We start from the raw sequence: 13,966 nt of genomic DNA on the forward strand, positions 1-13,966 counted from the left end.
TTGTTTCGCAGGAAGTCTATTCAAGCTAATCCCACTTCAATCCCACATGTTCGTTCATTTCTTTATAGGCTGTATCAATTCGTTCCTTAGTCGCTTCATCTAACTGGTCACGATGACTGCCACCCTCTATAAAATCTTCCAAGATATAGGTTTGATAATGATATAAAGGATAGCCTTCTGGTGAAAAGGTTCCCTTTGGTGTTCGATTGACCCAAGTAGGATGAGCTTTAGCTGTTCCGATAGTTGTTTTTCCATCCTTCTTCTTAATGGTTACATCCATGAGAACGCCACGTTCAGTCCACTTAGCATTTTCTTCATCTCCCATAGATTCAATCCGTTGATTGGAAATGAAGTTCCCCATTGAATAGATAATGAGTTTCTTGTCTCCATCTTTTTCAACCGTTTCAGATGGTTCCACAACGTGAGGATGCCCTCCAAAAATAATATCCGCCCCCCAATCAATCATCTTGTGATAAAGAGCTTTTTGTTCCTCAGTTGGTTCCAATCGATACTCCACACCCATCTGAGGCATGATAATGGTGATATCTGCTTCCTTCTCTGCCCGTTCAATTTCAGCCTTCATCTTATCTTCGTTTAAATCTGAAAGATAACGATTATAGTCTTCCTGAGAAATATACCGTTCAATTCCATTGAATCCATAGGAATAGGCGAAAAGAGCAACCTTGATTCCATTCACTTCCTTAATGACCAACGGAGCCTGATCACGTGGTTCATGCGTATAAACTCCGATTGGAGTGATTCCAGCTTTTTCAATAATATCGGCCGTTGAAATAACTCCCTCAATTTGCGAATCCAAAATATGATTATGAGCTAAATCTAGCACATGATAACCTGCATCCTTAATGGCATCCATAACTTCAGCAGGAGCATTAAAGAGAGGATAACCCGCTAAATAATGATCCTTATTGATGGTTCCTTCAAAATCACCAATAGCTAAATCTGCTTGCTTGAGCCAAGGTGTCACATACTCAAAATTCTCATGAAAGTCATAGGTACCGTCTTCTTTTTTAGCTGAAAAGAAAAGTCCATCGTGGTAGAGCAAATCCCCATTAGCCATAATTCTGGCAGTTTTTTCCTCTTCCTGCTCCTGAGACTTTTGCTTAGTCCCCTCTTGAGAAATAGTATCTCGTTTTTGACTGGTTAAAGGGATTCCTTGGAAACTTTCAACCAACAAGACCAAGCCCATTGATAAAGCAACTGCTAGCAAGAGTACCGCCACAAATCCTTTATTGCTCCACCTGCGATAACTCCTAAAAAAGTTTACCAAGCCCTTCATAAAACGAAAAGCTAAACCACCCTGATTTCGATTTTGTCTTCTTTTCATCTTCATTCTCCCTACTTTCTTATGCAAGCCTTTTCTTTTTATTATATCATAGATAAGTAATTCTTTCACAATTGATACTCTTCGAAAATCTCTTCAAACCACGTCAGCGTCGCCTTACCGTATATATGTTACCGACTTCGTCAGTTCTATCTACAACCTCAAAGCAGTGCTTTGAGCAACCTACGGCTAGCTTCTTAGTTTGCTCTTTGATTTTCATTGAGTATGAATTGAACTTCCTATCTATTTTCTATAAATCCTAAAGGCTATAATACTTTCAATCCTTGACATTTTGTGATATCATGTAGAGGTAATGAAAGGAGAGAAAATGTCTGCAATAGAACGTATTACAAAAGCTGCTCACTTAATTGATATGAACGATATTATCCGCGAGGGGAACCCAACTCTACGCGCAGTTGCTGAGGAAGTTACTTTCCCCTTATCTGATCAGGAAATCATCCTTGGCGAAAAGATGATGCAATTCCTTAAACATTCCCAAGATCCTGTCATGGCTGAAAAATTGGGACTCCGCGGTGGGGTTGGACTGGCTGCTCCTCAATTGGATATCTCAAAACGCATTATCGCTGTTTTGGTACCTAATATTGTTGAAGAAGGCGAAACTCCGCAGGAAGCCTACGACTTGCAAGCCATTATGTACAATCCAAAAATCGTCTCTCACTCTGTTCAAGACGCTGCTCTTGGTGAAGGAGAAGGTTGCCTGTCTGTAGACCGCAACGTGCCTGGCTATGTTGTTCGCCATGCCCGCGTTACTGTTGACTACTTTGACAAAGATGGAGAAAAACACCGTATCAAACTCAAAGGCTACAACTCCATTGTTGTTCAGCATGAAATTGACCACATTAACGGTATCATGTTTTACGATCGTATCAATGAAAAAGACCCATTTGCAGTTAAAGATGGTTTACTGATTCTAGAATAAAGAAAATCCCGTTGCAAGACGGGGTTTTGTGTTATAATAGAGGCATGAAAACAAATGATATTGTCTATGGCGTCCACGCCGTTACCGAAGCCCTCCTTGCAAATACTGGAAACAAACTCTACCTCCAAGAAAATCTCCGAGGTAAGAATCTTGAGAAAGTCAAGGAACTGGCTACAGAAAAGAAGGTGTCCATTTCTTGGACCTCAAAAAAATCCCTCTCTGAGATGACTGAAGGTGCTGTCCACCAAGGTTTTGTTTTACGAGTGTCCGAATTTGCCTATAGCGAGCTAGATCACATCCTTTCCAAAACACGCCAAGAAGAAAATCCTTTGCTATTGATTCTGGATGGTTTGACTGACCCTCACAACCTAGGATCCATCCTGAGAACAGCCGATGCGACCAATGTTTCAGGTGTCATCATTCCCAAGCACCGTGCTGTAGGTGTTACCCCCGTCGTTGCCAAAACGGCCACAGGTGCTATCGAGCACGTTCCCATCGCCCGAGTGACCAATCTGAGCCAAACTCTGGACAAAGTCAAGGATGAAGGCTTCTGGACCTTTGGAACGGATATGAACGGTACTCCTTGCCATAAGTGGAATACAAAAGGGAAAATCGCCCTCATCATCGGAAATGAAGGAAAAGGCATCTCTAGCAACATTAAAAAACAGGTCGATGAAATGATTACCATTCCCATGAATGGCCATGTTCAAAGCCTTAATGCCAGTGTTGCTGCGGCCATTCTCATGTACGAAGTTTTCCGAAACAGACTATAAAAAAGTTTCCAGTCATCTGATTGGAAACTTTTTTATGATTAACTATGTTCTGTGATAAATTTATAGGCTTCTTGACCAGCGATAGCTCCATCTCCAACCGCTGTTGTTACTTGGCGAAGGTCTTTCTGGCGAACATCTCCAACTGCAAAGATACCGTCAACTGCAGTTTTCATGTGGTTATCTGTCACAATCCAGCCTGCCTGATCTTGGATATTCAATTCTTTAACAAAATCGCTAAGAGGGTCCAATCCAACATAGATAAAGACGCCACCGAAGGCTTGTTCTGTCACTTGACCTGTTTTCACATTTTCAAATACGACAGATTCTACTCGGTTTTCACCCTTGATTTCCTTCACTACAGAATCCCAGATAAAGCTGATTTTCTCATTCGCAAAGGCGCGGTCTTGTAAAACCTTTTGAGCACGAAGTTGGTCACGACGGTGAACAATGGTAACAGTCTTAGCAAAACGAGTCAAGAAGAGGGCTTCTTCAACAGCTGAATCTCCACCACCAACTACCAACAAATCTTGGTCACGGAAGAAAGCACCATCACACACGGCACAGTAAGAAACACCACGACTGTTCAGTTCTTCTTCTCCAGGTACTCCCAAAGGACGGTGTTTAGAACCAGTTGCTACGATAACGGTACGAGTTTCATATGTTTGGTCGTCAGTCATCACTTTCTTAAAATCACCATGGTCTTCGACATTTTCAACATATCCATAAATGTGCTCAACACCGAGATTTTCAAGCGGTTCAAACATCTTTTCTGCCAATTCAGGTCCACTAATATTAGCATATCCTGGGTAATTTTCGATATCAGATGTATTATTCATCTGACCACCTGGCAGACCACCTTCAATCAAAGCTACTTTCAAATTGCTTCGAGCAGCATACAAGGCTGCAGTCATCCCTGCAGGTCCAGCACCGATAATAATAGTATCGTACATATAGTTTCCTTCTTTCTTGTTGTAACTATCTTTATTCTAACTCTTTCTTGTCAATCACGCAAGGATTATGCCTGGAAAACAAGAATTAAACTCATAACCGCAAAGGATAATACTGGAACAACCAAGACCCCAATCATAATCATATCATAGAGATGGGCTTGGCGAGCCTTGGCTGTCTTATCAACTCCCGACATGGCTCTCAGTCCAATCCAAATTCCTAAAAAAATCAGGACGAGGATGGTGGTTAAGATCAAACTCTCGAAATATAAAGAAAATAGTTGCAGTAGCATGATTTCTCTCATTTCTATCTTTTTTAAAGAGTAAACTCAGCTAGTCCAGCTAACTGAGTTTTTCTTTATCTATTATATCAAATATAAGTCCGTTTGTAACTAGCGAAGAATTCTTTTGTCCGCTCTTCTTTAGGATGGTGGATAATCTCATCTGGTGTTCCAGACTCGATGATTTTCCCCTTATCTAAGAAGAGAATCTTATCAGCCACTTGGGCTACAAAGGACATGTCATGACTGACCAAAATCATGGTCTGACCTGACTTAGCAGCATCTGCAATAGACTTCTCTACTTCACCGACCAATTCTGGGTCAAGGGCTGAAGTTGGTTCATCTAAGAGCAAGACATCTGGTTTCATAGCAAGCGCACGCGCCAAGGCAACCCGTTGCTTTTGTCCACCTGATAAATGGCGAGGGTAATGGTTTTCACGATCAGAAAGCCCAACCTTAGCCAACTCTTCCTTGGCAATCTTAGTCGCTTCTTGGTCAGATAATTTCTTGACAACAACCAAGCCTTCTTTCACATTATCAAGTGCTGTACGGCGCTCAAACAAATTAAACTGCTGAAATACCATAGATAACTTGCGACGTAGGGCAAGGATTTCTTCTTGAGTGATTTTAGAAAAATCAACCGAGAAATCATCAATCTGAATCGAGCCACTATCAGGTGTTTCAAGATAATTGAGACTGCGAAGAAAGGTTGATTTTCCAGCTCCTGAAGAACCAATCAAGGCTACAACTTCCCCTTTTTGAATATCCAAGTCCAGATGATCCAAGACAGTCTGTCCTGAAAAGGATTTGCTTAAATTCGAAATCTTAATCATTAACGAAGGTCTCCTTTCACATCTGTTTGCACTGTATCTGGTGCAGAAATAGCCATTTTTCTCTCGATGAAACGACCAAGGCTCTCAATTCCGATATTGACTACCCAATAAACAAGAGCAACGGAGATGAAGCGCTCAAAATAACGATAATCGGCACCACCCAAAATCTGAGCTTGGGCAAAGACTTCCACAACACCCGCACTAAAGGCTAGGGAAGTTCCCTTGGTCAAGCCGATGAGGGAGTTAATCAAGGTTGGAGTTGCCACAACTGCTGCATTTGGAATAATCACTCGTCGATAAACTTGCGCTCGGGTCATACCCAGACTGCGTGCCGCCTCAATCTCACCAGGGTTAACTGAGAGAATGGCTGCACGAATGGTTTCACTAGCATAAGCTGCCTCATTAAAGGCAAAGGCGACAATCGCAAAAGCAGCGGCTGGAATCGCATTGATATTGAGACCAGTTCCCCATTGCTGATTGAGAGCTTTCAAAGCCAAAGGAATTCCGTAGTAGGTCAACATGAGCTGCACTAAAATCGGTGTCCCTTTTAAGAAACTAACAAAGAAGGCCTGCAAGGGATATAAAATCTTGACACGATTGATCTTCACAATGGCAAAAAGAAGCGCCAAAACCAAGCCAAAAAAGGCACCACCAATTGTCAACATAATCGTTGTTGGAAGTTGTTGAACAATTCTCGGAATTCCATCAAAGACCGAACGCAAGCTAAAAAGCTTGCCATCCGGAATCAATTGCATCAAGTTTTGATACCAATCTGATGCTAAAATCGTTGTAACATTCATAAAAACATCCTCTCCTGATAATGATTCATTCTACCATACTTCTGCCGTCAATGAAATTATTTGCTACGGTCAGATACAGTCTTTGTCTACCTACTAGTTTATCATACTTTAAAACAGGGAGGTTATATATTTTATCTATCAGAGAGATAAGTAAAAACTATTTCAATCCCAATTCTTCATAAGGTTTTCGATAACCGATTTGTTTAACAGTTCCATTTTCTACTAAAATTGGCCGTTTTAACAACATGCCGTCGCTTGCTAGCAACTCAGCTGCTTCTTGGTTTGACAGACTTCCTACCTTATCTTTTAACCCTAATTCACGGTATTTGATTCCACTGGTGTTAAAAAATTGCTTCAATTCAAACCCTGAGGTTTCCAGCCAGTTTAAAATAACTTCTTGGCTAGGTGTTTCTTCGGCGATATGGACGGCTTTGTAGTCCACACCGAGTTGGTTTAATTCTTGTTTTGCTTTTTTACAAGTTGAACATTTTGGGTATTCGATAAATTCTAACATGTCTTTCACTTTCTATTATTTATATCTTTAAAATCTGCGCCTTCATACTCCAAGAGCCAGGCTTTCTTTTCCACTCCTGCGGCATAACCAGTCAGACGCTTGTCTGCTCCCAGCACACGGTGACAAGGTACTAGAATAGACCAAGGATTGCGTCCTACCGCTCCACCAATTGCTTGAGCAGAAGGCACTTGCAGGTCTTGGGCTATTTGCCCATATGTCACTGTCTGACCATAAGGAATTCCCTGTAAATAGTCCCAAACTCGCTTTTCAAAATCCGTTCCAATTGGAGCCAAGGGCAAGTCGGATAAATCCTTAGGCTTGCCTTTAAAGTAAGCATCTAAGCAAGTAATAACTGGGTCTAAAATGGGATGACTAACAACTGCTTCTATCGTCTCATCTCCTAGTCCCCTCTCAAAATGCTTCTGCTCCTGAACCCAAATTCCATACAAATAATGGTCATCAGCTACGAGAGAAAGGGAGCCAATCGGCGAAGAATAGAGCATTTTTACATACTTCTTTTGCATTATTTCTTTAATTTTTGATAGGCCAAGCGTTCGCCATCAACTGGAACCTTACCAACCTGTTTAAAACCGAGTTTTTCAAAAATATGCTGCATAGCTTTGTTTTCAGCATGCGTATCTGAGCGAAAATCTAGATAATCAAAACCTTCAATCAAGCCCTCTAAAAAGGTTTGAGCAACTCCCTGTCCCTGCACATCTGCTGCCACAGCAATACGGTGAAAGACTAGGTACTCTGACTCCCCAACTTGCCAGTTGCCTTCATAAATGGCTTCATAGGCTGCCTCTGGACTCTTGGTCACAGCAGCATAGGCTAGTAGTTCTCCCTCTTCCAAGGCTACATAGGCTTGACCTGAGATAATATCTTCAATAATAATATCAGCATTTGGATAACCATTTTGCCACTGGTCACTACCAGCATCCGCTAAACATTTTTTAGCATCCTCCATCACTTGCATGATGTCATCTACTTCATTTGGAAAAGCTAAACGAATCTCCATCTTTTCTCCTCATTTCTGACTAGTTTCTCCCATCCTAGCATAATTTAAGTCTTTCTACAAGCAGTTAAAACTTGACTTTCTGTTTTTGTTATTTTATAATCTAGTTATTAAAACTAGATAAAAAGGAGTTGAAAATGAAAACTACCTTTTCCTACCCAAAATGGGCAGAAATTCCAAATATTGACCTCTATCTGGACCAGGTTTTACTCTATGTCAATCAGGTCTGTGCCCCTATCTCTCCTGATAAAGACAAAGGCTTGACAGCATCTATGGTTAACAATTATGTCAAACATGGTTACCTGACAAAACCTGACAAGAAAAAATACCAACGTCAACAGATTGCCCGTCTGATTGCTATCACAACCCTCAAGTCTGTATTTTCGATTCAAGAAATCGCTCAGACACTGAATACTCTACAAAGTCAAGCAAGTTCAGAGCAACTCTACGATGCTTTTGTGAACTACATGAACCAAGGAATTGACCCAGCTAACCCTATCATCCAAACCAGCTGCCAAACCGTTAAACTCTATCATCAAACCCTAGCCTTAATCCATCATACTCAAGAGGAGGTAATCCAATGAACACTAGTCTTAAACTCAGCAAACAACTCAGTTTCGGAGAAGAGATTGCTAATAGTGTGACCCATGCTGTGGGTGCAGTCATCATGCTCATCTTACTCCCTATTTCATCCACCTATAGTTACGAAGCACATGGCTTTTTATCCTCTATCGGCGTTTCCATTTTCGTTATCAGTCTCTTTCTCATGTTCCTCTCATCCACCATTTACCACTCTATGGCCTATGGTTCGACCCACAAATACGTCTTGAGAATTATTGACCATTCTATGATTTATGTGGCTATCGCAGGCTCTTATACGCCAGTCGTCTTAACCTTGATGAATAACTGGTTTGGCTATCTGATTATTGCTATCCAATGGGGAACGACCATCTTTGGTATTCTCTATAAAATCCTTGCTAAAAAAGTCAATGAAAAATTTAGCCTTGCTCTTTACCTGATTATGGGCTGGTTGGTTCTGGCTATCATTCCTGCCATTATCAGTCAAACGACACCAATTTTCTGGAGTCTCATGGTAACTGGCGGACTCTCTTATACAGTTGGGGCTGGATTTTACGCCAAGAAAAAACCTTATTTCCACATGATTTGGCATCTCTTTATCCTAGCTGCGTCCGCACTCCAATACATCGCCATTGTTTATTACATGTAAAACTCTAAGCAGGCAGAGCCTGCTTAGAGTTTTATAATCGAATTTCCTAAAGAGGAAGCAATATGAAAGCCGTCATTGCTTGTGCTCATAAGATCTTCAGAATCATTTACAATCTACTCTCCACCAAGCATACTTATCAAAAAGAAAAGGCGCTAGGACTGAGGAAACATTTCTAACGCAAAAACTAAAAAAATTTCAATTATAGTATAGCACAGGAAGTGATTTTTTGCGCTTTTTTACTATCTTTTTTCTTCACATATATTTATAAAGTACTGGTGCAAGCTTACATCATCAGTCAATTCAGGATGAAAAGAAGTTACCAACATATTTTTTTCTTGGGCTGCAACGATTTGATTATTCACTGTTGCTAGAATTTCTACATCTTCTCCAACACTGCTGATAATTGGACCACGGATAAAGGTCATTGGAATCTGACCAACTCCCTTACATTCTGCTTCCGTATAGAAACTTCCTAATTGGCGCCCATAGGCATTGCGCTCGACCACCATATCCATAGTTCCTAGATGACTCTCTTTCTGAGAAGTAATTTCCTTAGCCAGCAAAATCAAGCCTGCACAGGTTCCAAATACTGGTAAACCAGATAGAATGGCTTCTCGAATGGGAATCAGCATGTCCTGGTCTCGTAAGAGCTTGCCCATGGTTGTAGACTCACCACCAGGCAAAATCAAACCCGACAAGTCACTCTGAGATTTCTGAAAATCCTCTAAATTTCTGATTTCAACACTCTCGACACCTAATTGATCTAGCACTTTTGCATGCTCTGCAAAGGCACCTTGCAAGGCCAATATTCCGATTTTCATCTATTTTCCTCGCTCAGCCATGAGAATTTGGATCTCATTTTCATTGATACCAACCATAGCTTCTCCTAGATCTTCAGAGATTTGAGCTAGGATTTGAGGATTACGGAAGTTAGTCACAGCCTTAACAATGGCACTCGCTCGTTTAACAGGATCGCCTGACTTAAAAATACCTGAACCGACAAATACACCCTCTGCCCCTAATTGCATCATAAGTGCAGCATCTGCTGGCGTTGCAACGCCTCCAGCTGCGAAGTTTACAACTGGCAATTTCCCATGTTCATGGACGTATTGAACCAATTCTACAGGGACTTGCAATTCCTTGGCAGCAACATAAAGTTCGTCCTCGCGTAGGTTTTGAATACGGCGAATTTCCTGATTCATCATACGCATATGGCGAACAGCTTGGACAATATCTCCTGTACCCGGTTCTCCTTTAGTACGAATCATGGAAGCACCTTCAGCGATACGACGCAAGGCTTCCCCCAAGTCCTTAGCTCCACAGACAAAAGGTACTTGAAATTCTTTCTTGTCCACATGGAAACGATCGTCAGCTGGAGATAAAACTTCACTCTCATCGATATAGTCAATCTCAATAGCCTCTAAAATCTGAGCTTCAACAAAATGCCCGATTCTAACCTTAGCCATCACTGGAATGCTAACCGCTTCTTGGATTTCCTTAATCATCTTTGGATCACTCATACGGGAAACACCACCAGCTGCACGAATATCAGCTGGAATCCGCTCCAAAGCCATAACAGCAGCCGCACCAGCAGCCTCTGCAATACGAGCCTGTTCAGGATTTTGAACGTCCATGATAACCCCACCTTTGAGCATCTGTGCCAAATTTTTATTTAATTCATAACGATTTTCAGTCATTTGTTTTATCCTCATCATTTATATTGGTAGCTACCATTTCATTTTAAAATAGAACAGAGTGAATCACAAGATAAAAAAAGAAGAATTGTGTGGGTACAGATTGAATCGAGTAGGGGCTAAGACTAGTCCCTCTCACACCACCGTAGGTGCCGTTCGGCATAGGGCAGTTCAACTAATACTCATATCTATTTTCAAAAAGCATTCTGGTTCATTCTCTTTTAACGATGGACTTTACAACACTCCTCTCTAATCCTTGTATGATCTCTTGAAATGTATCAATGCCAGCTTCCAAGGTTTGAAATGCTTTATTCTGAAAGCCACCTTCACCAAGCTCTTTCTGCATCTGTTCAATAGGATTCATCTCTGGCCTGTATGGGGGAATAAAGGGAAAGCCAATATGATTTGGAATAGTTAAGCTACTTGATGGATGCCCTAGGGCATGATCCATGACTAGTAAAATAAAATCAGTTGGATAGGCCTGTGACAGTTCTTGTAAACAAGCTTTCCTCCATTCAGTATGGCATCCTCCGGCAAGCAGGAAAAAGGATGCTCCTCTATAAGCATCAACAGCTCTCTAACAGTAAGAGAATTCATGCACGGAATGACTATGGACAGGAGGACCTATTCCTTTAGGTGGCTAACAAGATCCTAGTTTACTGCCTATCCGAAACCAGCCTCATCTTTGATGCATGAACCCAAGCTTACGAAAGCATCTACTATCTTTAAAGCGTTTTCTTACCTTCTTGAATAGAGATGGGATGTTTAGACGCGGCAATGGTTTGAGCGCCTGCTTTCTTAGGATCTAGGGCAACAGTGCGCCAGCTATGTCGCTTCAACAGTTGACAGAAAGCATCACCTGTGTAGGAACGACTAATCTCCTTTTGATAGGACTGAAGAAATGGAGTATCACTAAACCTCCTGAGAAACAATCTCTAGAACACTTGTCCTACAACGGCCTGTATATCCTAGTCCGGTACGTTATAAGCAATGAATTCATTTTTATTACAATTCAATCTAGATTTTGCAGGAAATCTACTGTAACAACTTCCTCTTCCTCTGAAGTTTTCAAATGACCGGAAAACTATCTATTCCTTGACTGTCATATAAACGTGGTTACAACCACCACGTCTTTCTTGAAGGAGAGAGTCCGAACCTAACTCCTCATCCTTCTTTAAATTTCACCAAACTACAGTCTAGACGCTCTATCATCTCTTGATAGGATTTTCCCATCAAACAAAGCAGAACGATTGGAAGACTTTGTGTTAGAGGCTTAGTAAGGTCTTTAAAGAGAAAGGTGATTTCTTGTTTAGCTAATTTCATGTTACTATCGTACAATGCTTTTTGAAGTATGTCTAGTATTAACCACTCTTTTCATCACCCCACTACAAGTTGATAAAGAGCCACAAAACTTCAAGACTTTTCTAAGTATTTTCGATATAAGCATTAAATATATTTCAGAAAAAGCAACATTAACCTCCCTTAACTGAAACAAACTCAAGTTCACTAAATTGGTTAATAATTCTTTTCAAGTCTTTATCTGCTTTTTTCTCTGATACATCATATTCAGATGTTAATTTTCTCAATAAGTGGTCATATGAAATTGAAGTATCAATTTTAGACCATATAAAAAGATTTCTCTCTCCATCACTTATAACATTGATTTTACTTCGAGTATCCTTTAAATTATCATTAATATCAATTCCATTAATTGTAATTTCTCCTGAATCTTGTTTTAGAAGCGTTGTCATCATTTTTATTAAGGTTGTTTTGCCTGCCCCATTTTCTCCTAAAACTCCAATTATTTTTCCTCTTGGAATTTTTAATGAAACATTATTAATAGCTTACTTTTTCTTTTTAGTAAATTAATCTTCGTTTTTGTAAGATAACTTTTAGATACATTTTTTACTTCTAACATCGGAATTCTCCTAAATTGTTAAATATTCGATCACTTTCTTCTCCATCTTTTTATAACTGAGCAAGCCAATCACAATAAAAACTAATGAGAGAAGTAAAACTTTAAAAATCAATAGACATAGTTGAAGCGATTCCAAATCTCCAGAAGATATTAGTCTAACTATCTCTAAGCCATAAGTAATTGGTAATAAATCACCAACACATTTTAGAAAATCAAGAAGCACTGTCCTAGGAAATGTAACACCAGATACTAAAAATATCAAAATAAATAACGTATTCTGACTTATAAATGTATCTCTTAACCAGAGCATTATGTTAGCAACAAAAACACTCATAGAAAATGATATTAAAACAATAACAACATAACTCTCAACAGCCAATAGGATATTGGAGTTGCCATGAACTTTGCACCGAGCAAAATAGAAATAATAAAAAGTGAACAAAACTCCATAAAAGTTCTTCCAAGCTGTTCAATGAACACGCCTATATAATAGCTGAAAATACTATATGGAGTTATAAATAAGCTTTCCAAGGTTCCCTCTCGAACCTCAACCATCAATGAACGCCCTACATTCATCAAAATAGCAACAGCAACATTGTAGTAAAGCATCCCAGCAGCAGCGAAAGTAAAATAATCAATCACTTCTACTTGACTAACTACTAATTTGTTATTAAAAAGATAATGAGCAATTAACCAATACCCTAAAAGCTGAAAAATGGCATCTAACAATCGATTCAGGAATAGAGCTACTGGAAAAAATCTAGTATACATTTGAAAATTTCTAATTATTAATGCCTTAATCAACTTTCGATAATCTCCATTTCTACTCTTTTATAATCGTGCCAATCTCACCTCCTGATAAAAGAAGTGCATTCGCATCATCAGTATCAATATGCATTTCCAATCTATATTTATCACTCACTCTGCAATGAACATCATGCAAAGTAGCACTTTTTTCGCTTTTTACTTCAACAGAAACTATATCTCCATTTTTAAGACCCATTTCCTCAGCTTCTTCTGTGGCAAAGTGAATATGTCTATTAGCAATAATGCACCCTTCATCTAAATTAACTCTTCCATTAGGTCCTATAATGGTAATCGGTGAAGAGTTTTCAATCTCACTCGAAGTACGTACTGGTGGAGTTATCTTTAATAATCTAGAATCTGTTTTAGAAACCTCAACTTGTGTATAAGGACGAATTGGTCCTAATACCCTGACACGATTAATCTCGCCAGATGCCGACTGAATTGTAACCTGTTCTTCAGCAGCAAATTCACCAGGCTGATACAAATCTTTTAACTTGTTTAGTTGGTATCCTTCACCAAATAAAATATCTAAATGTTCCCTCTTTAAATGAACATGTCTAGCAGAAATGTTAATGATTACTTGATTAATTTCCATGATAATTTATCTCCTTTTCCTATTTATAATACCATATTTTTTTCTGATTCATTATACTCAAAATGAATCAAAGCCTCTTTATTCAGATACATACCCTCTTCATTGAGTAAATGATTCAAATCAGAGTTCCATTGTGACGGTTTATCTCCTATACTTTCTAAGTTCTCAACAAAAGTATAGATATAAAAGTTTGTTGCTCTATATTTTTCACCTCCTATATTAAAATCTCTAAATAAGCTTATTGCTAATATTTTATAGTCGCTTAGTTTCAAACAAGCA

18 protein-coding genes and 2 pseudogenes are annotated in these 13,966 nt (G+C 39.5%); 4 read left to right on the forward strand and 16 right to left on the reverse strand.

What is annotated here, in order from left to right:
- Nucleotides 1-25 precede the first annotated feature (25 nt).
- A complete protein-coding gene (locus HT709_RS03810) occupies nt 26-1,345 on the reverse strand; it encodes a CapA family protein (protein WP_023938149.1) in 1,320 nt (439 codons plus the stop codon).
- Between the two features lie 325 nt (nt 1,346-1,670).
- Between HT709_RS03810 and def the strand changes: the two genes are divergently transcribed.
- Both def and rlmB read left to right on the forward strand, forming a co-directional pair.
- Complete coding sequence (gene def, locus HT709_RS03815; protein WP_001272952.1) at nt 1,671-2,282, forward strand: peptide deformylase; 612 nt, start codon at nt 1,671-1,673, stop codon at nt 2,280-2,282.
- A gap of 44 nt (nt 2,283-2,326) precedes the next feature.
- Nucleotides 2,327-3,055, forward strand: coding sequence for a 23S rRNA (guanosine(2251)-2'-O)-methyltransferase RlmB (gene rlmB, locus HT709_RS03820; protein WP_000855765.1), 729 nt, complete (start codon nt 2,327-2,329; stop codon nt 3,053-3,055).
- Nucleotides 3,056-3,093: 38 nt separating this feature from the next.
- On the opposite strand, the gene trxB is transcribed toward rlmB, so the two are convergent.
- From trxB to HT709_RS03855, 7 genes are all read right to left on the reverse strand, one after another.
- Complete coding sequence (trxB, locus tag HT709_RS03825) at nt 3,094-4,005, reverse strand: thioredoxin-disulfide reductase (protein WP_000272299.1); 912 nt, start codon at nt 4,003-4,005, stop codon at nt 3,094-3,096.
- A gap of 65 nt (nt 4,006-4,070) precedes the next feature.
- Nucleotides 4,071-4,295, reverse strand: coding sequence for a DUF4059 family protein (locus tag HT709_RS03830; protein WP_172925529.1), 225 nt, complete (start codon nt 4,293-4,295; stop codon nt 4,071-4,073).
- A gap of 77 nt (nt 4,296-4,372) precedes the next feature.
- Complete coding sequence (locus tag HT709_RS03835; RefSeq protein WP_000590965.1) at nt 4,373-5,116, reverse strand: amino acid ABC transporter ATP-binding protein; 744 nt, start codon at nt 5,114-5,116, stop codon at nt 4,373-4,375.
- Complete coding sequence (locus HT709_RS03840; protein ID WP_001103446.1) at nt 5,116-5,916, reverse strand: amino acid ABC transporter permease; 801 nt, start codon at nt 5,914-5,916, stop codon at nt 5,116-5,118. The genes HT709_RS03835 and HT709_RS03840 overlap by 1 nt, the downstream gene beginning before the upstream one ends.
- Before the next feature lie 157 nt (nt 5,917-6,073).
- Nucleotides 6,074-6,430, reverse strand: a complete 357-nt coding sequence (locus HT709_RS03845) for an arsenate reductase family protein (protein ID WP_023934080.1) — start codon at nt 6,428-6,430, stop codon at nt 6,074-6,076.
- A 5-nt stretch (nt 6,431-6,435) separates the two neighbouring features.
- Nucleotides 6,436-6,954 (reverse strand): methylated-DNA--[protein]-cysteine S-methyltransferase, encoded by a 519-nt coding sequence (locus HT709_RS03850; RefSeq protein ID WP_172925530.1) that lies wholly within the window; start codon nt 6,952-6,954, stop codon nt 6,436-6,438.
- Entirely contained in the window at nt 6,954-7,448 is a 495-nt protein-coding gene (locus tag HT709_RS03855) for a GNAT family N-acetyltransferase (RefSeq protein WP_000405855.1), read from the reverse strand. The genes HT709_RS03850 and HT709_RS03855 overlap by 1 nt, the downstream gene beginning before the upstream one ends.
- A gap of 134 nt (nt 7,449-7,582) precedes the next feature.
- On the opposite strand from HT709_RS03855, the gene HT709_RS03860 reads away from it, so the two are divergent.
- Nucleotides 7,583-8,029, forward strand: a complete 447-nt coding sequence (locus HT709_RS03860) for a DUF1836 domain-containing protein (protein WP_000858721.1) — start codon at nt 7,583-7,585, stop codon at nt 8,027-8,029.
- Nucleotides 8,026-8,673, forward strand: a complete 648-nt coding sequence (locus HT709_RS03865) for a hemolysin III family protein (protein ID WP_001097999.1) — start codon at nt 8,026-8,028, stop codon at nt 8,671-8,673. Before HT709_RS03860 ends, HT709_RS03865 begins: the two co-directional genes overlap by 4 nt.
- 239 nt (nt 8,674-8,912) lie before the next feature.
- On the opposite strand, the gene pdxT is transcribed toward HT709_RS03865, so the two are convergent.
- The 8 genes and pseudogenes from pdxT to HT709_RS03900 form a co-directional block, all read right to left on the reverse strand.
- On the reverse strand, nt 8,913-9,494 hold the full coding sequence (gene pdxT / locus HT709_RS03870; RefSeq protein WP_023937432.1) for a pyridoxal 5'-phosphate synthase glutaminase subunit PdxT: 582 nt from the start codon (nt 9,492-9,494) through the stop codon (nt 8,913-8,915).
- Nucleotides 9,495-10,370 (reverse strand): pyridoxal 5'-phosphate synthase lyase subunit PdxS, encoded by an 876-nt coding sequence (pdxS, locus tag HT709_RS03875; protein ID WP_000138526.1) that lies wholly within the window; start codon nt 10,368-10,370, stop codon nt 9,495-9,497.
- A gap of 208 nt (nt 10,371-10,578) precedes the next feature.
- Nucleotides 10,579-11,263 (reverse strand): annotated as a pseudogene (locus HT709_RS11705) (transposase); the annotation flags it as partial.
- Nucleotides 11,264-11,458: 195 nt separating this feature from the next.
- Nucleotides 11,459-11,630: pseudogene (locus HT709_RS11710) on the reverse strand (IS630 family transposase); the annotation flags it as partial.
- Between the two features lie 209 nt (nt 11,631-11,839).
- Nucleotides 11,840-12,208 carry a PqqD family peptide modification chaperone gene (locus HT709_RS03885; protein WP_078374384.1) on the reverse strand — a complete coding sequence of 123 codons (369 nt, stop codon included), beginning with the start codon at nt 12,206-12,208 and terminating at the stop codon, nt 11,840-11,842.
- A 422-nt stretch (nt 12,209-12,630) separates the two neighbouring features.
- Nucleotides 12,631-13,089 (reverse strand): hypothetical protein, encoded by a 459-nt coding sequence (locus HT709_RS11715; protein WP_212750464.1) that lies wholly within the window; start codon nt 13,087-13,089, stop codon nt 12,631-12,633.
- A 19-nt stretch (nt 13,090-13,108) separates the two neighbouring features.
- Nucleotides 13,109-13,687 (reverse strand): phosphate propanoyltransferase, encoded by a 579-nt coding sequence (gene pduL / locus HT709_RS03895; RefSeq protein WP_000405172.1) that lies wholly within the window; start codon nt 13,685-13,687, stop codon nt 13,109-13,111.
- Nucleotides 13,688-13,710: 23 nt separating this feature from the next.
- Nucleotides 13,711-13,966, reverse strand: a 256-nt coding sequence (locus HT709_RS03900) for a hypothetical protein (RefSeq protein WP_172925531.1), incomplete at its 5' end; no start/stop codon positions are given.

Source organism: Streptococcus sp. 1343, assembly GCF_013277355.1.
In the GTDB taxonomy this organism is placed as follows: Bacteria; Bacillota; Bacilli; order Lactobacillales; family Streptococcaceae; genus Streptococcus; species Streptococcus pseudopneumoniae.

Coding starts and splice junctions, on each gene's coding strand:
- HT709_RS03810 (WP_023938149.1), bottom strand. CDS start 1,345: ATGAAAAGAAGACAAAATCGAAATCAGGGTGGTTTAGCTTTTCGTTTT.
- def (WP_001272952.1), top strand. CDS start 1,671: ATGTCTGCAATAGAACGTATTACAAAAGCTGCTCACTTAATTGATATG.
- rlmB (WP_000855765.1), top strand. CDS start 2,327: ATGAAAACAAATGATATTGTCTATGGCGTCCACGCCGTTACCGAAGCC.
- trxB (WP_000272299.1), bottom strand. CDS start 4,005: ATGTACGATACTATTATTATCGGTGCTGGACCTGCAGGGATGACTGCA.
- HT709_RS03830 (WP_172925529.1), bottom strand. CDS start 4,295: ATGCTACTGCAACTATTTTCTTTATATTTCGAGAGTTTGATCTTAACC.
- HT709_RS03835 (WP_000590965.1), bottom strand. CDS start 5,116: ATGATTAAGATTTCGAATTTAAGCAAATCCTTTTCAGGACAGACTGTC.
- HT709_RS03840 (WP_001103446.1), bottom strand. CDS start 5,916: ATGAATGTTACAACGATTTTAGCATCAGATTGGTATCAAAACTTGATG.
- HT709_RS03845 (WP_023934080.1), bottom strand. CDS start 6,430: ATGTTAGAATTTATCGAATACCCAAAATGTTCAACTTGTAAAAAAGCA.
- HT709_RS03850 (WP_172925530.1), bottom strand. CDS start 6,954: ATGCAAAAGAAGTATGTAAAAATGCTCTATTCTTCGCCGATTGGCTCC.
- HT709_RS03855 (WP_000405855.1), bottom strand. CDS start 7,448: ATGGAGATTCGTTTAGCTTTTCCAAATGAAGTAGATGACATCATGCAA.
- HT709_RS03860 (WP_000858721.1), top strand. CDS start 7,583: ATGAAAACTACCTTTTCCTACCCAAAATGGGCAGAAATTCCAAATATT.
- HT709_RS03865 (WP_001097999.1), top strand. CDS start 8,026: ATGAACACTAGTCTTAAACTCAGCAAACAACTCAGTTTCGGAGAAGAG.
- pdxT (WP_023937432.1), bottom strand. CDS start 9,494: ATGAAAATCGGAATATTGGCCTTGCAAGGTGCCTTTGCAGAGCATGCA.
- pdxS (WP_000138526.1), bottom strand. CDS start 10,370: ATGACTGAAAATCGTTATGAATTAAATAAAAATTTGGCACAGATGCTC.
- pduL (WP_000405172.1), bottom strand. CDS start 13,687: ATGGAAATTAATCAAGTAATCATTAACATTTCTGCTAGACATGTTCAT.